Annotated in this window: 20 protein-coding genes and 1 pseudogene; 9 read left to right on the forward strand and 12 right to left on the reverse strand. The window is 64.3% G+C overall.

The genetic code is table 11. From position 1 onward, the window contains the following. Window positions 1-27: 27 nt before the first annotated feature. Window positions 28-915 (forward strand): branched-chain amino acid aminotransferase, encoded by an 888-nt coding sequence (locus ACPPVR_RS03740; protein ID WP_426612929.1) that lies wholly within the window; start codon window positions 28-30, stop codon window positions 913-915. Window positions 916-1,075: 160 nt separating this feature from the next. Here the strand turns inward: ACPPVR_RS03740 and phaR are convergent, their stop codons facing one another. Further along, the gene (gene phaR / locus ACPPVR_RS03745) at window positions 1,076-1,672 is read right to left on the reverse strand and encodes a polyhydroxyalkanoate synthesis repressor PhaR (RefSeq protein ID WP_426612930.1); all 597 of its coding nucleotides are present in this window, start codon (window positions 1,670-1,672) and stop codon (window positions 1,076-1,078) included. Between the two features lie 304 nt (window positions 1,673-1,976). On the opposite strand from phaR, the gene ACPPVR_RS03750 reads away from it, so the two are divergent. From ACPPVR_RS03750 to ACPPVR_RS03765, 4 genes are all read left to right on the forward strand, one after another. Next, entirely contained in the window at window positions 1,977-3,155 is a 1,179-nt protein-coding gene (locus ACPPVR_RS03750; RefSeq protein WP_426612931.1) for an acetyl-CoA C-acetyltransferase, read from the forward strand. Between the two features lie 237 nt (window positions 3,156-3,392). Further along, window positions 3,393-4,118: an acetoacetyl-CoA reductase gene (gene phbB / locus ACPPVR_RS03755; RefSeq protein WP_426612932.1), complete on the forward strand. Its 726-nt coding sequence runs from the start codon at window positions 3,393-3,395 to the stop codon at window positions 4,116-4,118. A gap of 113 nt (window positions 4,119-4,231) precedes the next feature. Further along, window positions 4,232-5,098 (forward strand): DMT family transporter, encoded by an 867-nt coding sequence (locus tag ACPPVR_RS03760; protein ID WP_426612933.1) that lies wholly within the window; start codon window positions 4,232-4,234, stop codon window positions 5,096-5,098. Further along, window positions 5,098-5,391, forward strand: coding sequence for a hypothetical protein (locus ACPPVR_RS03765; RefSeq protein WP_426612934.1), 294 nt, complete (start codon window positions 5,098-5,100; stop codon window positions 5,389-5,391). The genes ACPPVR_RS03760 and ACPPVR_RS03765 overlap by 1 nt, the downstream gene beginning before the upstream one ends. Window positions 5,392-5,438: 47 nt before the next feature. Here ACPPVR_RS03765 and ACPPVR_RS03770 read toward each other — a convergent pair. After that, window positions 5,439-5,860: pseudogene (locus tag ACPPVR_RS03770) on the reverse strand (cupin domain-containing protein). A 37-nt stretch (window positions 5,861-5,897) separates the two neighbouring features. Then, the gene (gloB, locus tag ACPPVR_RS03775) at window positions 5,898-6,665 is read right to left on the reverse strand and encodes a hydroxyacylglutathione hydrolase (protein WP_426612935.1); all 768 of its coding nucleotides are present in this window, start codon (window positions 6,663-6,665) and stop codon (window positions 5,898-5,900) included. Window positions 6,666-6,773: 108 nt separating this feature from the next. Here gloB and ACPPVR_RS03780 point away from each other — a divergent pair, with 108 nt between their 5' ends. Further along, window positions 6,774-7,514: a methyltransferase domain-containing protein gene (locus ACPPVR_RS03780; RefSeq protein ID WP_426612936.1), complete on the forward strand. Its 741-nt coding sequence runs from the start codon at window positions 6,774-6,776 to the stop codon at window positions 7,512-7,514. A 60-nt stretch (window positions 7,515-7,574) separates the two neighbouring features. On the opposite strand, the gene ACPPVR_RS03785 is transcribed toward ACPPVR_RS03780, so the two are convergent. From ACPPVR_RS03785 to ACPPVR_RS03810, 6 genes are all read right to left on the reverse strand, one after another. Next, window positions 7,575-8,357 (reverse strand): DUF4167 domain-containing protein, encoded by a 783-nt coding sequence (locus tag ACPPVR_RS03785; protein ID WP_426612937.1) that lies wholly within the window; start codon window positions 8,355-8,357, stop codon window positions 7,575-7,577. Between the two features lie 463 nt (window positions 8,358-8,820). Continuing rightward, window positions 8,821-9,717 (reverse strand): peptide chain release factor N(5)-glutamine methyltransferase, encoded by an 897-nt coding sequence (gene prmC / locus ACPPVR_RS03790; RefSeq protein ID WP_426612938.1) that lies wholly within the window; start codon window positions 9,715-9,717, stop codon window positions 8,821-8,823. Window positions 9,718-9,880: 163 nt separating this feature from the next. Next, window positions 9,881-10,579 (reverse strand): ABC transporter ATP-binding protein, encoded by a 699-nt coding sequence (locus ACPPVR_RS03795; RefSeq protein ID WP_426612939.1) that lies wholly within the window; start codon window positions 10,577-10,579, stop codon window positions 9,881-9,883. Continuing rightward, entirely contained in the window at window positions 10,576-12,423 is a 1,848-nt protein-coding gene (locus tag ACPPVR_RS03800) for an ABC transporter permease subunit (protein ID WP_426612940.1), read from the reverse strand. The genes ACPPVR_RS03795 and ACPPVR_RS03800 overlap by 4 nt, the downstream gene beginning before the upstream one ends. Before the next feature lie 11 nt (window positions 12,424-12,434). Beyond that, complete coding sequence (locus ACPPVR_RS03805) at window positions 12,435-13,310, reverse strand: branched-chain amino acid ABC transporter permease (RefSeq protein WP_426612941.1); 876 nt, start codon at window positions 13,308-13,310, stop codon at window positions 12,435-12,437. Between the two features lie 95 nt (window positions 13,311-13,405). After that, window positions 13,406-14,752 (reverse strand): substrate-binding protein, encoded by a 1,347-nt coding sequence (locus ACPPVR_RS03810; RefSeq protein ID WP_426612942.1) that lies wholly within the window; start codon window positions 14,750-14,752, stop codon window positions 13,406-13,408. A gap of 246 nt (window positions 14,753-14,998) precedes the next feature. Here ACPPVR_RS03810 and ACPPVR_RS03815 point away from each other — a divergent pair, with 246 nt between their 5' ends. Next, complete coding sequence (locus ACPPVR_RS03815; protein ID WP_426612943.1) at window positions 14,999-15,574, forward strand: hypothetical protein; 576 nt, start codon at window positions 14,999-15,001, stop codon at window positions 15,572-15,574. A gap of 79 nt (window positions 15,575-15,653) precedes the next feature. Continuing rightward, window positions 15,654-16,124, forward strand: coding sequence for a MarR family winged helix-turn-helix transcriptional regulator (locus tag ACPPVR_RS03820; protein ID WP_426612944.1), 471 nt, complete (start codon window positions 15,654-15,656; stop codon window positions 16,122-16,124). A 36-nt stretch (window positions 16,125-16,160) separates the two neighbouring features. Here the strand turns inward: ACPPVR_RS03820 and prfA are convergent, their stop codons facing one another. From prfA to ACPPVR_RS03835, 3 genes are all read right to left on the reverse strand, one after another. Continuing rightward, entirely contained in the window at window positions 16,161-17,246 is a 1,086-nt protein-coding gene (gene prfA / locus ACPPVR_RS03825) for a peptide chain release factor 1 (protein ID WP_426612945.1), read from the reverse strand. 57 nt (window positions 17,247-17,303) lie between these two features. Next, a complete protein-coding gene (gene ptsP / locus ACPPVR_RS03830) occupies window positions 17,304-19,571 on the reverse strand; it encodes a phosphoenolpyruvate--protein phosphotransferase (protein WP_426612946.1) in 2,268 nt (755 codons plus the stop codon). 280 nt (window positions 19,572-19,851) lie between these two features. Next, entirely contained in the window at window positions 19,852-21,108 is a 1,257-nt protein-coding gene (locus ACPPVR_RS03835) for an aspartate kinase (RefSeq protein ID WP_426612947.1), read from the reverse strand. Window positions 21,109-21,274: 166 nt separating this feature from the next. Between ACPPVR_RS03835 and ACPPVR_RS03840 the strand changes: the two genes are divergently transcribed. Further along, window positions 21,275-21,742, forward strand: coding sequence for a PH domain-containing protein (locus ACPPVR_RS03840; RefSeq protein ID WP_426612948.1), 468 nt, complete (start codon window positions 21,275-21,277; stop codon window positions 21,740-21,742). The last annotated feature ends 3 nt before the right edge of the window (window positions 21,743-21,745 follow it).

Here is a 21,745-nt window from a genome sequence, read left to right on the forward strand (position 1 = left end):
CCGGATATTTTTAAGGGGAGGCCTGTCATGGCCGAAATCAGGAAGCCGATCGAATATTCGCCGAGCTGGACCTTCTTCGAGGGTAAATGGCATGACGGCAATGTGCCGATCATGGGGCCGCGCACGCACGCGGCGTGGCTGGGCTCGGTGGTGTTCGATGGCGCCCGCGCGTTCGAAGGTGTGGCGCCCGATCTCGATCGTCACGTTGCCCGCGTCAATCAATCCGCGATCAACTTTGGCCTGAAGCCGATGGTCGATGCCGGCACCTGGCTCACGCTCGCAAACGAGGGCATCGCCCGGTTCGCGGCGAATGCCGAGCTCTATGTCCGTCCGATGTATTGGGCGCAGAACGGCGTTGGTGGCGGCGTGTTGTTCGATCCCGAGACCACCAATTGGTGCTTGTGCATCTACGAAGCGCCGATGCCCAAGCCCGTTGGCAATGCGATTACGCTGTCGCCGTTCCGCAGGCCCACCGCCGAGTGCGCGCCGGTCGATGCGAAGGCCGCCTGCCTCTACCCGAACAACTCGCGTGCGCTCGCCGAAGCGGCCTCGCGCGGTTTCCAGAACGCGCTGATGCTCGACATGCTCGGCAACGTCGCGGAGTTCGGCAATTCCAACGTGTTCATGGCCAAAGATGGTGTGGTCTTCACGCCGGTGCCGAACGGCACTTTCCTCAACGGCATCACCCGCCAGCGCGTCATCGGCCTGCTTCGCGCCGAAGGCGTCACCGTGGTCGAGAAGACGCTGCGCTATGCCGACTTCCTCGCCGCCGACGAGATTTTCTCCACCGGCAATTTCGCGAAGGTCGCGCCTGTGATTCGCATTGACCAGCGCGAGCTACAGCCGGGTCCGCTCTACACCAAGGCGCGCAAGCTCTATTGGGATTTTGCGCATGCGGTGAAGCTGGCGGCGTAGGTGCCGCTTACTCCGTCATTGCGAGCGTAGCGACGCAATCCAGATTCTTTCCACGGAGGCCGTCTGGATTGCTTCGCTGCGCTCGCAGCGACGATGGGGAGGCCGTCGGGCAAGGCGACGAAGGTCGCGCCCGCGGCAGGCGCGCGCGTGCCGAAAATACCTACTCGTCCTTCTTCGACATCTTCTCGAGGCGTTCCTGCATGTCCTTCATCTGCTGGCGCAGGTCGTCGATATTGGTGTCCTTGGCCGGCTCGGCGCTGGCATCGGGTTCCGGGTCCGGCGTGCCTGCCGGGCGGCCGGGGGCGGGGGCAAACGGCTTGAACATCGAAAAGGTCTGCTGGAACAGTTCCATGTTGCGGCGGACCTGTTCTTCCAGCGGCGCAAACGGGGTTCCGGAGAGAGAGGTGGCGACCTGTTTGCGGAACTTCTCCTGCTCCTGGGTCAGCGACGCGATTGCCTGCTCCAGATATTTCGGCACTACCATCTGCATGCTGTCGCCGTAGAAGCGGATCAGCTGGCGCAGGAAGGTGGTCGGCAGCAGATTCTGGCCGGCCTTGTTCTCCTGCTCGAAGATGATCTGGGCGAGCACGGAGCGCGTGATGTCGTCGCCCGACTTGGCGTCGTAGACCAGGAAATCTTCGCCATCCTTGACCATGGAGGCGAGGTCTTCCAGCGTCACGTAGGTGCTCGTTCCGGTGTTATAGAGCCGGCGGTTCGCGTATTTCTTGATGGTGGTGGGTTGGTCTGATTTCGCCATGGGCTCTCACTTGCAAACACTGAGAACAGGAACCCGACGGGCTATGCCGCAGGGCGGGAAGAGTACGCAACGCAACAAAATAAGCATTTTCAAAGGGGCCACGCTACCGTTTTGTGCGCCACGGTTAATTGCACAGCAAAAACGTGCTTGCGAAATCGCCAAGAACGCTATTTTGAATGCGCTGCGGCATGGATTCGGTCATCGACCGATTGACATGCCGCAACGACGTTAACAGGATGCCATTCGAGACTGGCGAGCCGTTTCCCAGCCCCGTCTGCCCCCCTTTCAACCCCAGGAGATGCCCATGTCAGACGATGTCGTCATCGTCAGCGCCGCCCGCACCCCGGTCGGCAGCTTCAACGGAGCGTTCGCGACCCTTCCCGCCCACGATCTCGGCGCGATCGCCATCAAGGCCGCGCTGGAGCGCGGTGGCATCGAGCCCGGCCGGGTCTCCGAAGTCATTATGGGCCAGATTCTGACCGCCGCTCAGGGCCAGAACCCGGCCCGCCAGGCTTCGATCGCCGCCGGTATTCCGGTGGAGAGCCCGGCCTGGGGCGTCAACCAGCTTTGCGGTTCGGGCCTGCGCACGGTCGCGCTCGGCTACCAGGCGCTGCTCAACGGCGATTCCGAGATCGTCGTTGCCGGCGGCCAGGAATCCATGAGCATGGCCCCGCACGCGCAATACCTGCGTGGCGGCGTCAAGATGGGAGCGGTCGAGTTCGTCGACACCATGATCAAGGACGGCCTGTGGGATGCCTTCAACGGCTACCACATGGGCAACACCGCCGAGAACGTCGCGCGGCAGTGGCAGATCACCCGCGCCCAGCAGGACGAGTTCGCGGTCGCTTCGCAGCAGAAGGCCGAAGCGGCTCAGAAGGCCGGCAGGTTCAACGACGAGATCGTTCCCGTCACCATCAAGACCCGCAAGGGCGACATCGTCGTCAGCGCCGACGAATATCCGCGTCATGGCGCAACGGTCGAGGGGATGGCGAAGCTCAAGCCAGCTTTCGAGAAGGACGGCACAGTGACCGCAGGTTCGGCCTCTGGCATCAATGACGGCGCTGCCGCCGTGGTGCTGATGACCGCGAAGCAGGCCGCCAAGGAAGGCAAGAAGCCGATCGCGCGCATCGTGTCCTGGGCGCAGGCCGGCGTCGATCCGAAGATCATGGGCTCGGGTCCGATCCCGGCCTCGCGCGCTGCGCTGAAGAAAGCCGGCTGGAGTGTCGGCGACCTCGACCTGATCGAGGCCAACGAGGCCTTCGCGGCGCAGGCCTGCGCCGTCAACAAGGACCTCGGCTGGGACACCTCCAAGGTCAACGTCAATGGCGGCGCGATCGCGATCGGTCATCCGGTCGGCGCCTCCGGCGCGCGCGTGCTGGTGACGCTGCTGCACGAGATGCAGAAGCGCGATTCGAAGAAGGGCCTCGCCACGCTGTGCATCGGCGGTGGCATGGGCATCGCTATGTGTATCGCGCGCGACTGAAGTCTTACGTGTAATTGACGCGTGCGCTGCACACGTCAGTTAGTGCGATGCACGCGACTAAAAAGGCGGCGGTTGCAAATCAAATATTCTTCGCAATCGCGTGAGCCTCGACTAAATACAAACGCCCGGCTCAACGCCGGGCGTTTTGTTCTTGATGTCCGTCAAACCAGCCGCATAATCCGTACCTAAAAACGATCACTCAGAAACGTCCGAAGAGTCCAAGGGAAGGAATACGATATGGCACGAGTTGCATTGGTGACGGGTGGTACGCGGGGCATCGGAGCTGCGATCAGCAAGGCGCTGAAGGCGGCCGGCTACAAGGTCGCGGCGAGCTATGCCGGCAATGACGCAGCGGCGGAGAAATTCAAGGCTGAGACCGGCATCGCCGTCTACAAATGGGACGTCAGCAATTTCGATGCATGCGCCGAAGGCGTGAAGAAGGTCGAAGCCGAGATCGGCCCCGTCGATGTGCTCGTCAACAATGCCGGCATCACCCGGGACACCGCCTTCCACAAGATGACGCTCGAGCAGTGGAACGCCGTCATCAACACCAATCTCGGCTCGCTGTTCAACATGACCCGCCAGGTGATCGAGGGCATGCGCGCGCGCAAATTCGGCCGTGTCATCTCGATCTCGTCGATCAACGGCCAGAAGGGACAGTTCGGTCAGGTCAACTATTCCGCGGCAAAGGCCGGCGACATCGGCTTCACCAAGGCGCTCGCGATCGAGAATGCCAAGGGCGGCATCACCGTCAATGCGATCGCGCCGGGCTACATCAACACCGAGATGGTGCAGGCCGTGCCGAAGGACGTGCTGGAGAAGAACGTGATCCCGCAGATCCCGGTCAATCGCCTCGGCGAGCCCGAGGAGATCGCACGCGCCGTGGTGTTCCTTGCGGCAGACGAGGCCGGCTTCATCACCGGCTCGACCCTGACCATCAACGGCGGCCAGTACCACGCCTGATATGGCGCCAAGTCTAGACTTCAAGCGTGTAGCGTCAGGCGCGACAAGACGATAATGAAGACGCCATGCCCGGCCACGTGCCGGGCATTTGCGTCCTCAGAGCCTTTCGATCGATGAATTCACGCACTGCCACCCTGATCGGACTGACCGCGATCCTGATGTGGTCGCTGCTCTCCGTGATGACGGTGGCGACCGGAAAAATCCCGGCGTTCCAGCTTGCCGCGATGACCTTTGCGATCGGCGGTCTGGTCGGCCTCCTGACCTGGGTCGGCCGCAGCGAGGCAGCCAGGAGCCTGCGCCAGCCGCTGGTCGTTTGGGCTGTCGGCGTCGGCGGATTGTTCGGCTATCACGCGCTCTATTTTCTCGCGCTGCGCTTCGCACCGCCGGCCGAAGCCGGCCTGCTGAATTATCTCTGGCCGCTGTTGATCGTGCTGTTCTCGTCGTTCCTGCCGGGCGAGCGGCTGGCCGTGCACCATGTCATCGGCGCCGTGCTCGGCCTTGTCGGCACCGTGCTGCTGTTCGCCGGCAACACGAGCGGCTTCGCGCCGGGCCAGATGCCGGGATTGATCGCGGCCTTCATCGCGGCGTTCGTGTGGGCGACCTATTCGGTTCTGTCGCGCCGATTGAAAACGGTGCCCACCGATGCGGTCGCAGGGTTCTGCCTCGCCACCGCGGCGCTCGCCGCACTGATGCACGCGGCGCTGGAAACGACCGTGTGGCCGGAGACCACGCTGCAATGGCTCTCCGTCATCGCGCTCGGCATTGGTCCTGTCGGCGCCGCGTTCTACGCCTGGGACATCGGCATGAAGCGGGGCGATATCCGGGTGCTCGGCGCCGCATCCTATGCGACGCCGCTGCTTTCGACAGGCTTCCTCATCGCTGCGGGCTTTGCGAAAGCGAGCGCGAATATCGCGCTCGCCGCGATCCTGATCGCCGGCGGCGGCCTGATCGCGGCAAAGGACATGGTGTGGAAACGATGATGTCGGCGCTGAAAGCGATTCCGATTGTGCTCGTGACTGCCTGCTGTGCTTTCGACAGGTCGGTTGCGAGCGAGGATCAAAATCAAACTGCAAGGCTCACCGGACTCTATCGGAATGAGGGCAGAAACGGTCAACCCGAGACGGCCCGCATCACCGACGGGAAGTCCTTCACCGACATCTCGGAGAAAGAATATCGAGAGCGTGGCTATTCGCCGCCATACGAGCATCTATGGACGCGGGTCATCCGGAGATTGCCCGTACAGATTCCCCTGCCGAACGGCTTGAAGGAATAGATTCCCAAAGGCAGTTGCCGAACCGGCGTCGACGCGTTTGTCTCGGGCTAAGGCTCCCAGCCCTTCGGCGCGAGCTCGATTTTGCAAACTCAAACGCCGGCGCCACGGTGCAGCCGAGCAATGTCCACTCGCCGGTGGTCTCCGCCATCTGCCAGGCATCGGCCGGAACGATCGCCTGCGGCCGCTCGCCGCTCAGGAGGTCCGTGCCGAGGCGCACCTCGTGCTGGGAGCAGCCGTCATGTGCGATGCGCAGCGTCAGCGGGCTTCCGGCATAGTAATGCCAGATCTCGACCGCATCGATGCGATGCCAGTGCGAGCGCTCGCCGCGGGCGAGCAGGAAATAGATCAGGGTTGAGCGCGAACGGCCGTTGGCGTCCGTGGTCTGGTCGCGAAAGGTCTCGCGATAGTGGCCGCCTTCGGGATGCGGTCGAAGTTCGAGGCGCGCGATGATCTCGGCTGCTGTCGGCATCGATCCCCGTCAGGACTTGTGCTTCAGGACTTGTGCTTCAAGATTTGTTCTTGCGCTCGCGCAGTTCGCCGAACACTGCGGCGGCATCCGCGCCCTTCATGTGTAGCCTGGCTGCGACCGCGGGTTCATCAGCGCGCAGGAACACATTTGCTCGCTTCTCATCACCAAGCAGTGAGGGAATGGTCGGCTTGTTGTCTGCCCGCAACTTCGCAACCTCCGCCGCGCGCGCCTGGAGCGCCGCATTGTCAGGCTCGATGGTGAGTGCGAACTTGACGTTGGAGGCGGTGTATTCGTGGCCGCAATAGAGCTTGAAGTCGTCGGGCAGGGCACGCAGCTTCAGAAGTGAGTCCCACATCATCGGGTAGTTGCCCTCGAACACGCGGCCGCAGCCGATCGAGAACAGCGTGTCGGCGGCGAACAGCGTCTTCTCGGTGTCGAACACGTAGGAGATGTGGTCGAGCGTATGGCCGGGCGTCTCCAGCACGCGTGCCAGCAGGGTGCCGATCTTGACCACGTCGGCATTGGCAACGCGGAGGTCGACGTCTGCAATCTTCGTCGTCTTGTCATGCGGCGCGACGACGCGGCAATTGTATTTCTGCTTGAGTTCGGCGACGCCCCCGACATGATCGCCGTGATGATGGGTGATCAGGATGTCGGTGAGCTGCCAGCCCTCGCGCTCCAGCGCCTTGAGGATGGGGCCGGCCTCCGGCGCGTCTATCGACGCCGTCGCCTTGGTTTCCACATCGTGGATCAGGTAACCGAAATTGTCGTTTAAACAGCTGAAAGTACGAATTTCGGCAGCCATGACATCTCCATCGCGCTCAGCCCCGCCAGACAAATATGGCGTTAACGTTGCGCAGGCAATGCAATATTCAGCGCGCAGCCGCCGCCTTGTGCATGTTACATTGCCGTCATGACCATCGACGTCGTCGATCTTCGCGAGTTTTATTCCCGGCGCCTCGGGATCGTGGCGCGGCAAATGATCAATCGCGGCATCAGGGAGCGCTGGCCGGGTGCTGAGGGCCACCGTGTGCTCGGCATCGGCTATCCCACGCCCTATCTTGGGTTGTTCCGCGAGGATGCGGAGCGCTGCATCGCCTTCATGCCGGCGGCCCAGGGTGTGCTGAAATGGCCGACCGGGCGCCCGGCGCTGGCCTCGCTGGTCGATGAATTCTCACTCCCGCTTCCCGACGCCGCGGTCGACCGCATCCTGCTGGTGCATGCGCTGGAGATGTCGGACGATCCGGCGGCGCTGCTCCGCGAAGTGTGGCGGGTGCTGTCGCCGTCCGGGCGCGTGATCGCGGTGATCCCGAACCGGCGCGGGGTGTGGACCCGCACCGACAGTACGCCGTTCGGTCATGGCCGGCCCTATTCGCGTTCGCAGATCACGGACTTGTTGCGCCAGACCTGGTTCACGCCGACCTCGTGGGGCGAGGCGCTGTTCATGCCGCCTTATGCCGGCGGCTGGGTGCTGAAATCGGCGCAGATGTGGGAGCGCGCTGGCGCTGCGCTGTCGCTGCCCTTTGCCGGCGTCCACATCGTCGAGGCGACCAAGCAGGTCTACCGGGCCATCCCCGCCAAGCGCGAACGAGCGCGGCTGATTCCCTCGTTGAAGCCGGTTCTGGTGCCGTCCTCGACGGTGACGCGCAGCTAAAAAATCGTCCCGGCGAGGCTGGGACGATGCAGTCCATAAAATCAGAAGAAGCGCCGCGGCTTACTCGCTGGGGGCGAGATCGTCGCCGGAAGCGGCCGGAGCTGCTTCGCGCTCGGGGCGCGGGCCGCTATGCGGCCGCCGGCGCCGCCGCGGGAAGCGCTCGCCGCTAGCCGCGCCACCTTCGAGTCCGGCCTGGCCGCCGTTCACCTGCGGCTGCGGGCCGGTGATGAAGGAGGGCAGGCGATCGACGTTGCCGGTGTCGGCGACGACAGGCTGCGGCTGGCTCGGCGGTTGCGGCTGGGGTTGATATTGCGGCTGCGGACGGTGATCGCGTTCGCGATGCTCGCGCGGCTGCTGGTTGTCACGCTGATAGGGTTGATTGTCACGCTGCTGAAAATCACGCTGGCCATCGCGCACATAAGGCTGCTGCTGTGGCGGTGGCGGCTGCGGAACGAAGCCCGGCTCCTGGCCGAAATTCGAGAAATTCTCGCCGTCATCCTCGCTGTCGTCGCTGCTGCTGCTGACGGGCTCGTCGCCGCGCGGCTGCTGGTTCTGGCGGAACTGCTCCTGGGCCGTCGCGATCAGGCGGAAATAGTGCTCGGCATGCTGGTAGTAGTTTTCGGCGGCGACCGGGTCGCCCGAGGAGCGCGCGTCGCGCGCGAGTTGAAGATATTTTTCGGCGATGTGCGAGGCGGTGCCACGGATCTTGATGTCGGGTCCGTTCGATTCGTAGACCCGGGTCATCGGGTTCTGGCCGCGCCGGTTGTGATTGTTATTGTTGTTGTTATTGCTGCTGTTGTTGTTGCGGTTGCGCATCCGCTGCTTGTTCTGACCGTTTCTCATGTCCTGCCTTTAATTCCAGCCCTAAAGGTTGCACGCGTTACTGTTTGCTGAGAGTGACCCAATGACAGCGGTTCACATCTCTCGCACGCACGGCGCGCAAGAGCGGATTTGACCCTGCCGATGTTCGTCGACCGTCGCGTTCAACAAAGACGCGTTCCCCACCCGCCAGCACTCATCGCCAGCGAACCCATTCATTTTGCCTGCCAAAACAAGCCCTGGTTTCTTGCGTTAGTCTTCGCGCGCAATATCAGGCTTTCGTTCACGTTGCGGTCGGAAAGCTGCGTACCTCAATGGGTCATCGCGCTTAACAGGACCTGCGGTTTGGAACCTTAAATCAGTGAAGCTCTCGCTTGAGAGCCCGGCTTTCGCCCGTAGGTCTACGGGGCCGACACCGATGTGTTAGGCAGAAGGTAGTCGTTCCGACAGGATATTCCAAGAGGTTTTTTAGAGCCCAAGCCGGCTTTTATGGGGGCATTTTTCGGGCCGAAACGGCCCGTAGGACACCCGCGAGGTCGGCCTTGGGCGGCCTGTCCATCGATAACGCGGCGGCGGCCATCAAGGTTTCAATAGTCCCGGACTGACCCTGCCCGGCCTCGACGATCAGCGCCCCGCCGGGCGCGAGCCGTTCGGCTGCCTGCGGGATCAAGGCACGGTAGGCGTCATAGCCGTCATTGCCGCCGTCGAGCGCCAGATGCGGATCATGCTCGCGCACCTCGATGCTCAGTTTCGGAATTTCCCCTGCGGGAATATAGGGCGGGTTCGACACGATCAGATCGAACGGGCCGCGAAGCGCCGCAGCATAGGAGCAGGCGACGAAGGTGGCGCGGTCGGCAAGGCCGAGCGCTGTGGCATTGCCTTTTGCCGTGCCGAGCGCGGTGAGGCTGAGATCGGTGCCGACGCCAAAGGCCGCGGGAATCTCGTGCAGCAGCGCAAGCAGGATCGCGCCGGATCCAGTGCCGATGTCGGCGATGCGCGGTCGTCGTCCAGATATTTTCAGCTCGCGAAAAATCTCAAGCGCGAGTTCGACCACGGTCTCGGTGTCGGGCCGCGGCACCAGCGTCGCCTCGGACAATCGAAGCAGCAGGCCCCAGAATTCCCTGGCGCCGACGATGCGCGCGACCGGCTCATGCGCAAGCCGGCGCTGCGCATATCCCTCGAGCCGCAGTGCCTCATCGGGCGTGAGCCGTCGTGCCGCCTGCGTGACCAGACCGGTCAGATCGAGGTCCAATGCGGCGCCGACAAGCAGGCGTGCATCGAGCCCGGCTTCTTCGATCCCGGCCGATTGCAGCCGTGCCGCAAGGGCGCGCCGCGCGCTCTCGATGCTGTGCCCGGACTCGAAACCTGTCGCCAATGGAGCCATCCTGCCTGGCAACGTGGATAGATCGGCGGCCGTGCTTGCGTCAACGAAAAGGAGGGCGTCCGGATCGCGCCGGCAGCGACGGAGCGGGCGCCGAACTGCTGCCAGCATAGGTGTGCAAGGAGCTCGCCGATCACGCCAGGCGGATGATCGCGGCGATCGGCGGTTAGACGCCGAGATAGCGCTGGAGCAGTTCCGGCTGGGCCTTGAGCTCCTGGGCCGGCCCCTCGTGCACGATGTGACCGTTGTTGATGATGTAGATCCGGCTTGCCAGTGCCAGCGTCGCCGCGAGGTTCTGCTCGACCAGCACGATGGTCTGGCCGGCTGCGGCGAGCTCGCGGCAGGCCTTGATGAGGTCGTGGACGATGACGGGTGCTAGTCCTTCAAACGGCTCGTCCAGCAGCACGATCTTGGGATCGCGCACCAGCGCCCGCGCGATCGCGAGCATCTGCTGCTCGCCGCCGGAGAGATCGGTGCCGCGATTGTTGCGACGCTCCTTCAGCCGCGGGAACATCTCGTAGATGCGCGCGAGCGGCCAGCGTTTCGGCGCGGTGATCCCCGCGATGACGATGTTCTCCTCGACCGACAGGCTGCCGAAGATGCGACGCTCTTCGTGCACGAGCTGCATGCCGGCCCGGGCGATCTTGTGGCTCCTGCGTCCGGCGATATCGATGCCGTCGAATTTCACGGTGCCGCTGCGCGGCGTCACGACGCCCATCAGGCTCTTCAGCGTCGTGCTCTTGCCAGCGCCGTTGCGGCCGAGCAGCGCGACCACCTCGTGCTGTTCGACGTGCATGGCGACGTCGAACAGGATGTGGGAGTCCCCGTAATAGCTGTTCAGGCCGTTGACCTCGATCAGGCTCATGCGGCGATCTCTCCGTGCACGCCGCCGAGATAGGCTTCCTGCACCGCGGCGTTGGTCTTGATTTCCTCCGGCGTGCCCGAGACCAGCACCCGGCCTTCCTGGAGCACCGTGACGCGCTCGGCCAGCTCGAACAGCGAATCCATGTCATGGTCGATGATGATCATGGTGCGGCCGCGGGCGATCGATTTGAGCAGCTTGACGGTCTCGACCCGCTCGCGCGGACTCATGCCGGCGAGCGGCTCGTCGAGCAGCAGCAGGCGCGGCGAGGTGGCGAGCGCGAGCCCGATCTCCAGCCGGCGCTTCTCGCCATAGGCAAGCTCGGACACAGGCGTATCGGCACGCCCGGTCAGGTTGACCAGCGCAAGCGTATGCTCGACCTGCTCCGACAGACCCTTGACGCTCGAGAGCTTGCGGAACAGGTCGAGCCGAAACTTTCCACGCAATTCGGCGAGCGCGGCGATTGTCAGGTTCTGCCGCACCGTCAATCCGGTGAAGAGCTGGTTGACCTGATAGCTCTTGGTGAGCCCGAGCTGGCAGACTTCAGTGACTTTCAGTCCCGTGATGTCGCGTCCCTCGAACACGATCTGGCCGGAGGTCGGCGCGATTTCGCAGGTCAACATCTTGAAGAAGGTCGACTTGCCCGCGCCGTTCGGGCCGATGATGCCGCGCAGTTCGCCCTGGCTGACGCTGAAATCGATGTTGCTGTTGGCGACGAGGCCGCCATAGCGCTTGGTGAGGCCGGTGGCCTTGAGGATCGGCCCGGAATAGGCGGGATGCTCGACCTCCTTCGCCTGCATCGGGGCGGGAGCGGCTTGCTGAGCAGCCTCGACCGGCGTGGTCTGTTCTTGCGTCTCGGCATCCGGCCGCGTCCGCTTGCCGGATGCGAGGCGATAGAGGTCCACGAGACCGCCGACGATGCCGCCGCGCAGGAAGCAGACCAGCAGCACGAACACGACGCCGAGCACGAGCTTCCACGCCGCGCCGAGGCCGAGCGCGGATTGGAGGAAATCCTGCAGGAACAGCCAGACGGCGGCGCCGACCAGCGGCCCGAACAGCGTGCCGCGGCCGCCGATGGCAGTCTGCATCACGAGCTGGCCCGAGGTATCGAACGTGAAGGCATCGGGCGGCATGAAGCCCTGGAGCACGCCGAGCAGGCCGCCGGCGAATCCGGCATAGGCTGCGGCGATCACGAAGGCGGTCAGCTTATAGCTGTGAATGTTGTGGCCGACCGCGGTGGCGCGGAGCGGGTTGTCGCGGATCGCGCTCAGAATCGCGCCGACCGGTGAGCGCACGATCCTGAGGGCAATGACGACGCCGATGAAGTAGCAGAGCGCAATGAACTGATAGAGCGACCAGCCATTGGTGAAATGGATGGTGGTGAAGCCGAGATTGAAGCTCGGCGTCGGCACGCCCGGCAGGCCGTTCTCGCCGCCGGTGAAGTCCGACAGCGGATTGAACTCGACGAAGAAGAACACCTCCGCGATCGCAACCGTGATCATGGCGAAGTAGATTCCGGTCCGGCGCAGTGCGACCAGCCCGACGAGATATCCGGTCGCAGCCGCTGCGATCATGCCGATGACCAGCGCGCCCAGTACATTGCTGAAGCCGGCGCGGGTCAGCAGATAGGCGGCGACGAAGCCGCCGGTGCCATAGAAGGCGGATTGTCCAAACGAGAGCAGACCGGTGAAGCCGAACAGGATGTCGAAGCCGAGCCCGAACAGGCCCCAGACCAGGATCCGGTTCACCGTATTGGGCGCAAAGCCGAGATGAGGCAGCACGAAGGGAGCGACGATCAGTCCGGCCGCGGTCAGCGTTTCGATCAGGAAAGGGCGTTGCTTGAGCATCAGGCGATCACTTACTCGCGGCCCTGGACGCCGAGCAGGCCATGCGGACGTACCACCAGTACGAGCGTCATGGCCGCAAACAGCATCACATAGGCATAGCCGGGGTTGAACATGGAGGTGACGCTGATGATCTCGCCGGCGATCAGGCCGCCGAGGATGGCGCCCGGGAACGAGCCGACCCCGCCGATTACCACCACCACGAAGGTCTCGACCAGGATGTCGTCGCCGACGCCCGGCGTCAGCGACACCACCGGTGCGTTGACGATGCCGGCAAATCCGGCGGCCATCGCGCCGATGCCGAACACGACCATGAAGACGCGGTAGACGTTGATGCCGAGCGAATCCACCATCACGGAGTCCTCGATGCCGGCGCGCACGATCATGCCGAGCCGGGTGCGGTAGAGGACCAGGAACAGCGCGCCCAGCGCGATCGCGACGATGCCGACCACCGCGAGGCGGTAAGTCGGGTAGAACATGAAGCCGAGATTGGTGATGCCCTGGAACAGCGCCGGCGGCGGCACGATCTGCGACTGGCTCGAGAAGATCAGGCGCACGATCTCCACGAAGCAGATGCCGAGTCCGAAGGTGACGAGCAGCTGGTCCTCGTGCGGGCGGTGATAGAAATGGCGGATGATGACGCGCTCCATCACAACGCCGAGCAGCATCGCGAACAGGGAGCCGGCAAGGACGGCCATAATGAACGAGTCGGTGTATTGGAAGGCGACGAAGCCGGCATAGCCGCCGATCATGAACATCGCGCCGTGGGCGAGATTCAGCACGCCGAGCGTACCGTAGATGATGGTCAGGCCGGAGCTGATCAGCGCGAGCAGCGCGCCGAGCGCCAGCCCGTTGAACAGCTGCGAAACCAGGTTGGGCCAACTAATCATGCATGACGATCGCGGTTGGGCGCAGGCAGCGCGCGAAAAAAGGTGACGCCGCAGGAGCGAATGTGGCCCGCGGCGTCACAGGGGTTAACGCAGGTTCAGGTGTAGTCGCCGAGATGGCAGCCGAACGCGTCCGGCTTCTGCATCAGGCCTTCGCCCGGGACGATCTCGACGACGTCGTACCAGTCCTCCTTGTTCTTCATGTCCTTCTGCTGCTTGCCCTTGACGATGATCACCGGGCGGACGCACTGATGATCCTCAGGCCGGTAGTGCACGTCGCCGACGAGGGACGGCAGGGTCTCGCCCTTCTCATAGGCCTTGATCACATCGGGCGGATTGAAGCTGCCGGCTTCCTCGCACATGTGGGCCCAGTGTGCGAAGCTGACATAGGCGTTCTCTGCGCCCCATTCCGGCTTGTAGCCGTACTTCTTCTCGAAGGCTTCGTTGAACATCTTGGCCAGCGGGAACTTGTCCTCGATCGTCCACCAATAGTCGGTGGCGGCGTAGACGCCCTGCATCAGGCCGCCGGTCTCGCGCGCGATGAACGGCACCTGGTAGGGGACGACCAGCTTCATCCTGTCGAGCACGCCGAACTGCTTGGCCTGCTGGGTCGACAGCACCGCGTCGTGGCCCCAATTGACGTTGATCAGCACGTCCGCCCCGGAGTTCGCGACGTTCAGAAGGTAGGAGGAATAGTCGGGCGCACCGAGCGGCGCGACCTGGTTGGTGGTCGTCGTCCAGCCCGCGGCCGCAAGGAAATCCTGCATCGACTTGGTGACCGTGTGGCCGTAGGTGTAGTCCGGCGTCAGGTACGCCGCCTTCTTGTTCTTGCCGAACTCTCGCACCATTACCGGCCCGATCGCGGCAGCCGCCGTCTGGCCGAAGAAATTCTGCCGGAAGCCGTAGCGAACACAGTCCTTGCCGGTGGTGTCGTTCGAGCCGGAGATGCCGCACACGAACAGCACATGCTCGCGCTGCGCGAGCTTGTTGAGGGCAACTGCAACGGCGCTCGACGTGCCGCCGGTGATCATGATCGCCTTGTTCTCGCTGATGAAGCGCTGCTGCGCCTGCACTGCCTCGTTCGGCTTGGCGGCGGAGTCCGCGACGCCGAACTTCAGCTCCTTGCCGAGCACGCCCTTGCTGGTCTTGGGCGAGATCTTCTTGATCAGATCGTGTCCCTCGTTGATGTGCTCGATCGCGAGCTGATAGCCCTTGAGCTCGTCCTCGCCCTGCACGGCATAGGTGCCGGTACGCGGAACCGAGATCCCGATGAAGGCCGTGGAACCCGAGACGCCTGCGGGATAGGAACCGATCGCCGGCGCGTCTTCGGCAAACGCCGGCAGCGCCGGCAGCATCGAGCCGCCAATGAGGCCCGCGCTGGTTTGAAGCAGGCTGCGGCGCGAGATGCCGTGGCCCAGACCACGGCGGATGAGCTTGTCAGTCATGATGGTTTCCTCCGAACAACGTTTGCTTGCGAGCGCAACGCAACCTCCCCGGCGCAATCAGGCTCGATGGCCGGAACGCCGGGCACGTCACATCCACGTGTAGTTCTTGCCCCTAAGCATTGCTTGTGAAGACCTCCTGTCAATTCCGCCTTTGGTCGAACGACGAAAATTATCTCGTGAAAACATATCGGGTCACGATATATATTAGTCTTTGTGAGTACGAGAGCGGCGGGTTCGGCGAGCGACATGGCGCGACAGACGAGAGTGGCGGGTGCCCGGGAACGGCAGGCGGCGGAGGGGAGCTACCAGCGCCCGGCGCCGCAGCCCGGCGACACGCTCCCGATGTCGGAGCCGCGCAACCGGCCTGCCGGCTGGCGCGGGCCGCCCGCGGGCCCCGCCCAAGCCAAGCGCGCGCCCGGCCCGATGAAGACGCTGGGCGTGCGCGCCCAGAATGTCCTCAAAGAACTCGCGGTCGAGCTGACCGACGAGCAGCCGCCGAAGGGTAAATGGTCGCCCTCGCGCGAGTTGCTGCTGGCGTTGACGGTCGAGCGTCTTGCGACCGCTCGCAATTGCGGCCCTCACACGATGCGCGAGATCATCGTCTGGGCGCAGGGGTGCGGAGTGACCATCACGCCGGTGATCCGGCCCGGTGGCTCGCTGTCGGAGATGTGGGCGGGATTGATCGCCAATGCGTCAGCCGGTGCCCTGACCAGTGCCGAGATTGCCAGTGCGCTCCAGCGTTCGATCAGGCGGAAGAGCGTCCGCATCCCGATCGCGTTTCAGGTCATCCTGGTGAAGATCCTGCTCTCCAGCTTCGAATAGGCGGCTGGCCCGGCTGAACCTTCCTTGCTAGTCTTCGGCGTGCCCGCTTCACGGGTGGGGTCGAAGCCGAAGGCGGGGAATGGTTCAACCGAAGCGGAAGACAGCGCGCTCCGAATCCGCGCCAACGCCAAAGCGCGGCGCGATGCGCGAGGCCGACTATGCGGCGCTGGCGCAGTTTCGCTATCAGCTCCGGACCTTCCTGGCCTTCAGCGAAGCCGCGGCCCAGCGCGCTGGATTGACGCCACAGCAGCACCAGGCGCTGCTTGCGATCAAGGGCTTTGGCGGCCGCGAGGCTGCGAGCGTCGGCGACATCGCGCGATACCTGCTGATCCGGCATCACACCGCCGTGGAGCTGGTGGATCGCATGGTGAAGCTGAAGTTGATTGGCCGCGAAACCGATCCGCGGGATGCGCGGCGCGTCCTGATCCGACTGACGGCCAAGGGCGAGCAGAAGTTGCGATCGCTCTCGCGGATTCATCTGGACGAATTGCGCGCCGCGGCGCCTGCTCTGGGCAAAATCCTGCGATCGTTCCGGGCCAAGTCGCTCTGAAAAGTCGCTCCGCAAAGTCGCGCTGAAGCGCAGGCCTTACGCCGCCGCGCCTTGCGCGGCGAGCTGCGCGGCCTGGTGCTCGGTGGTCAGCGCGTCGGTCAATTCGCCGAGAGCTTCGCCCGCAATCACCTGCGGCAGCTTGTAGAGCGTCAGATTGATGCGGTGGTCGGTGACGCGCCCTTGCGGGAAATTATAGGTACGGATGCGCTCGCTACGGTCGCCGGAGCCGACCTTCTCCTTGCGCTCGGCCGAGCGTGCGGCATCGAGGCGCTGCTGCTCGGCGTCGTAGATGCGCGAGCGCAGGATGTTCATGGCCGAAGCCCTGTTCTTGTGCTGCGAGCGGCTGTCCTGCATCATCACCACGATGCCGGTCGGGATGTGGGTGATGCGGATCGCCGATTCGGTCTTGTTGACGTGCTGGCCGCCGGCGCCCTGAGCGCGCATGGTCTCGATGCGCAGGTCGTCGTTCTTGATGTCGACGTCGACCTCCTCGACCTCGGGCATCACGGCGACGGTGGCGGCGGATGTGTGAATTCGCCCCTGCGTCTCGGTGTCGGGCACGCGCTGCACCCGGTGCACGCCGGACTCGAATTTCAGCTTTGAGAACGCGCCGCGGCCCTGCACCTCCGCGATGATTTCCTTGTAACCGCCGACGGTGCCCTCGCTCGCCGAGATCACCTCGACCTTCCAGCCCTGCAAGCTCGCGAAGCGCTCGTACATCCGGAACAGGTCGCCGGCGAACAATGATGCCTCGTCGCCGCCGGTGCCGGCGCGGATTTCCAGCACCACGTTGCGGTCGTCCATGGCGTCCTTGGGCAACAGCGCGACGCGGATTTTCTGGACCAGCTCCTCGATCTTCGGCGCCAGCTCGTCGCGCTCGGCTTCCGCCATGCTGCGCATCTCGGCGTCCGTCGCGGCATCGGCGATCAGTGCCTCGGTGTCGGCGAGCTCTTTGACCGCAGACCGATAAGCCTTCACCGCCTCGATCACCGGGCCGATCTCGGCGAGCTCGCGCGTGACCTGCACGTAGCGCTCGGAGGAGAGCTGGCGGAGCGATTCGGCCTCGAGCGAGGCGTGATGCGCCAGCAGGACGTCCAGTTTGGTCTCAGGGAGTGTCGACATCGGTAAGGTCTCAAATGGCGGAAGGAGGCGAGGCGGCGAAGGCGGGGAACAGGCCCGCTACAACGCCAGGCCTTCGGCCTCGGCAAATTCCGTCAGCTTCTGCCGGATCGAGACGCTGCCGGTCGGCGCATCCAGCAACGGGCCGAGCATCGCTTCGGCCTTTTTCGCATCGAGATCGATCACCATCGCCTTGACCGGGCCAAGCGCGGTCGCCGACAGCGACAGCGAGCGGTAGCCCATCGCGATCAGCGCCAGCGCGCCGATCGGCTTCGAGGCCATCTCGCCGCAGAGCGAGAGCGACTTCTTCGCCGCGTGGGATTTACGGGCGATGTCGCGCAGCGCACGCAGGATCGGCGTCGACATGGTGTCGAAGCGCTCGGAGACCTTGGCGTTGCCGCGGTCGACCGCGAACAGGAACTGGAACAGATCGTTGGAGCCGACCGAAACGAAGTCGACCCTCTTCAAGAGCTCGTCGAGCTGATAGAGCAGTGCCGGTACCTCGACCATGGTGCCGATGTCGATGCGCTCCGGCAGCGTGTGGCCGTGCTGGCGCAGATAAGTGAGCTCGCGCTCGACCAGCGCCTTCGCCGAATCGAACTCGGCAACCTCGGAAATCATCGGGAACATGATCCGCAGCGCGCGGCCGCCGCCGGCGCGCAGCAGGGCGCGGATCTGGCCGCGCAGCAGGCCGGGGCGGTCGAGCCCGAGCCGGATCGCGCGCCAGCCGAGCGCGGGATTTTCCTCGATCACCGTCTCCATATAAGGCAGCGCCTTGTCGCCGCCGATGTCGAGGGTGCGGAAGGTGACAGGCTTGCTGCCGGCCGCATCCAGCACAGTGCGATAGAGCGCGAGCTGATCGCTGGTGCGCGGCAGGCTCTGGCCGACCATGAATTGCAGCTCGGTGCGAAACAGGCCGATCCCGGCGCTGCCGGTGTCCTCGATATGCGGCAGGTCGATGGCGAGACCCGCGTTGATCATCAACTCGACCTTCTGGCCGTCCTTGGTGACGCAGGGCCGGTCGCGCAGCGCAAGGTACTGCGCCTGGCGGCGGGCACGGAAGCGCACGCGCTCGGCATAGGCCGCTTCGACTTCCTGCGAGGGGCGCACATAGATCGCGCCCGACGTTCCGTCGACGATGATGGCATCGCCGGGGTCGGCAATGCCCGTCGCGTTCGGCACTTCGCCGACTGCGGGAATGCCGAGCGCGCGCGCCACGATCGAGACGTGGGAATTGGCGGTGCCTTCTTCCAGCACGATGCCGCGCAGGCGCTTGCGGTCGTAGTCGAGCAGCGCCGCCGGGCCCATCGCGCGCGCGATGACGATGGCGTTGTCGGGCATCTGCTCGCGCGAGGGCGCGTGGTCCTGGCCGACCAGCTGCCGCATCAGGCGGTAGCCGAGATCCTCGAGATCGTGCAGCCGGTCGCGCAAATAGGGATCGGTCACGCGCAGCATGCGGGCGCGGGTGTCGGACTGCACGCGCTCGACGGCGGCTTCCGCCGTGAGGCCGGTGGCGACCGCCTCATGCAGCTTGTGCGACCAGCCCTGGTCGTTGGCGAACATGCGGTAGGCTTCCAGCACGTCGCGATGCTCGCCGCCCTCGGCGACGTCGCCGCGCTCCAGCATGCGGTCGAGATCCGAGCGCAGCTTGGCGAGCGCGGTGTCGAGTCGCTTGATTTCCTTCGGCAGGTCTTCGGCGATGTAGTCCTTGATGACGACGCGCGGCTCGTGCAGCACGACATGGCCGAGCGCGATGCCTTCAGAGAGGATGGCGCCGGCCTTCTGCGTGGAATGGCGCGCGGCCGGCTCGTGGCCGGGCTGGGCCAGCGCGGACAATTCGCCGGAGGCGATCAGCTCCGCCAGCACCATGGCGGTGGTTTGCAGCGCTTCGAGCTCTTCCTCGACATAGGTGCGCTTGGCGCGGTTCTGCACCACCAGCACGCCGAGCGTGTTGCCCGCGCGCAGGATCGGCACGCCGAGGAAGGAGTGATAGATTTCTTCGCCGGTTTCAGGGCGGAACGAGAAGGCCGGATGGCTTTGCGCGTCGTTCAAATTGAGCGGCGTCGCCTCGCTGGCGACGAGGCCGACCAGGCCCTCATGGGCGCTGAGCACGGTATGGTGCACCGCCTCGCGGTTGAGGCCTTCGGTGGCGTAGAGCTCGAGGGTGTTGTCGATTCGCAGCACATAGACCGAGCACACCTCGGCCACCATGTTGGCGGCGATCAGCACCACGATCTTGTCCAGCCGCTCCTGGGCCGAGACCTGCTCCGCCATGGTTTCGCGGAGCCGTCTCAACAAGACGCGGGGACCTCCCGACGCGCTCCGCATGTGCCGTCAATCTCCTCCGTCAGCCGGACCCGAAAGCGGTTCCGGCGGCTCGCCCGAAATCCAGAAAAACAACGAATTTGCTCATCCGGCGCCGGCCCAAGCGATCGTCACAGCCGTCGCCTGAGCCGAATCAGCACCGCCTCAACTGGGGCACAGTTTGTGGCAGCCCACCCTCTTCGCCGTATAGCGAATTGGGGCTTGTTTTGCCAAGCAAAACGCCTGCCAGACGCGAAGGTGTGTACACCTTCGTGTTTGCTGCGACCGCTAAGAGAAAATTAGTCTAAGCCTGATCGAGACCGTAGAGCGTGTGCAGGGTGCGCACCGCAAGCTCGGTATAGGCCGCGTCGATCAAAACCGAGAATTTGATCTCGGAGGTTGTAATGGCCCGGATGTTGATATTCCGTCCGGCGAGCGCCGAAAACGCCTGGGCGGCGACGCCCGCATGGCTGCGCATGCCGCTGCCTATCACCGAGATCTTGGCGACGTCGGTGGCGGTATCGAGCCTGATATAGCCGATCGTGGCCTTGGCGGCCGTGATCGTCTCCTTGGCCCGGGTGTAGTCCGAGGCCGGCACCGTGAAGGTGAGGTCGGTCGTCTTGCCGTCCTCGGAAACGTTCTGCACGATCATGTCGACGTTGATGTTGGCGTCCGCGAGCGGGCCGAAGATCGACGCGGCCACGCCGGGTTTGTCCTCGATCTGGCGCACCGAGATCTGGGCCTCGTCCTTCGAAAAGGCGATGCCGGTGACGACGTGGCTTTCCATGATCTCCTCCTCGCTGCAGATCAGCGTGCCGGGCGGCTGGTTGGCATGCGGATCGATATCCTCGGGCTTGTCGAAGCTCGAACGGACGAAGATCGGCATGTTGTGGACCATGCCGAGTTCCACCGAGCGGACCTGGAGCACTTTCGCGCCCTGGGAGGCCAGTTCCAACATGTCTTCGAACGCGATCTTGTCGAGTCGGCGGGCCTTCGGCACGATTCGCGGGTCGGTGGTGTAGACCCCGTCGACGTCGGTGTAGATGTCGCAGCGGTCGGCCTTGACGGCGGCAGCGATCGCCACCGCCGAGGTGTCGGAGCCGCCGCGCCCGAGCGTGGTGATGCGGTTGGTCGCGGGATTGATGCCCTGGAAGCCGGCGATGACGGCGACTTCCTTCCGCTCCTTGAAGCGGTTGATGATCTCGGTGCCGTCGATGTCCTCGATCCGGGCCGAGGCATGGGCGTCGCTGGTCTTGATCGGGATCTGCCAGCCCTGCCAGGAGCGGGCCTGGATACCCATGCCCTGCAGCGCGATGGCGAGCAGGCCCGAAGTGACCTGTTCGCCGGAGGCGACCACGGCGTCGTATTCGCGCGCGTCGTGCATCGGCGAGGCCTCGGTGCACCAGGCGACCAGCTCATTGGTCTTGCCGGACATCGCGGAGACGACCACGGCCACTTCGTGACCGGCGTCGACCTCACGCTTCACATGGCGTGCGACGTTGCGGATACGTTCGATGTTGGCGACGGATGTGCCGCCGAATTTCATCACGAGGCGGCTCATGACGACGCGTGCATTCCCTCATAAGGATAAGTATGGTGACCCGCGCCGGGCGGATGCCCTGCGGATACCGACCGCGCGTATACCTAGCGGCGGGGCCGGGGGCAAGCGGGTTCCTGCGGGGGCAGGCCTGAGGTCGGGCGTCGGGGGCAATGGGTTAACCGAGATCATGGCGCGTTATATCGACGAGATCCTGCAACCTGGCGAGCGGGTGCTGTATTCGACCAATGCGCACTGGATCTTTCATTTTCCGGCCATCCTGGCCTGGATCGTGGCCTTGGCGCTGTTCGTGGCTTCCCGCCAGATCGACATCTACAGCGTGATGGTGCTGTGCCTGCTCGGCTCGGGACTGGTGGCGCTGGCCGCCCTGTACTGGACCGTGAGGGGCTGGTTCCATCGCTTCACCACCGAGACCGACGTCACCAATCTGCGGGTCGTGCACAAGACCGGGTTCATCAAGCGCCGGACCTTCGAGATGGCGCTGGACAAGGTCGAGAGCGTTGACGTCAACCAGACCATTCTTGGACGTATTCTCAACTATGGCGATGTGACCATCAACGGCGTCGGCGAAGGCCGAGAAACCATCTCGACCATCGCCTCGCCGCTCGCCTTCCGTAGTTCGATCACCACGCGGTAGGAC

The sequence above is a fragment of the Bradyrhizobium sp. McL0616 genome, from assembly GCF_049993385.1.
GTDB lineage: Bacteria > Pseudomonadota > Alphaproteobacteria > Rhizobiales > Xanthobacteraceae > Bradyrhizobium.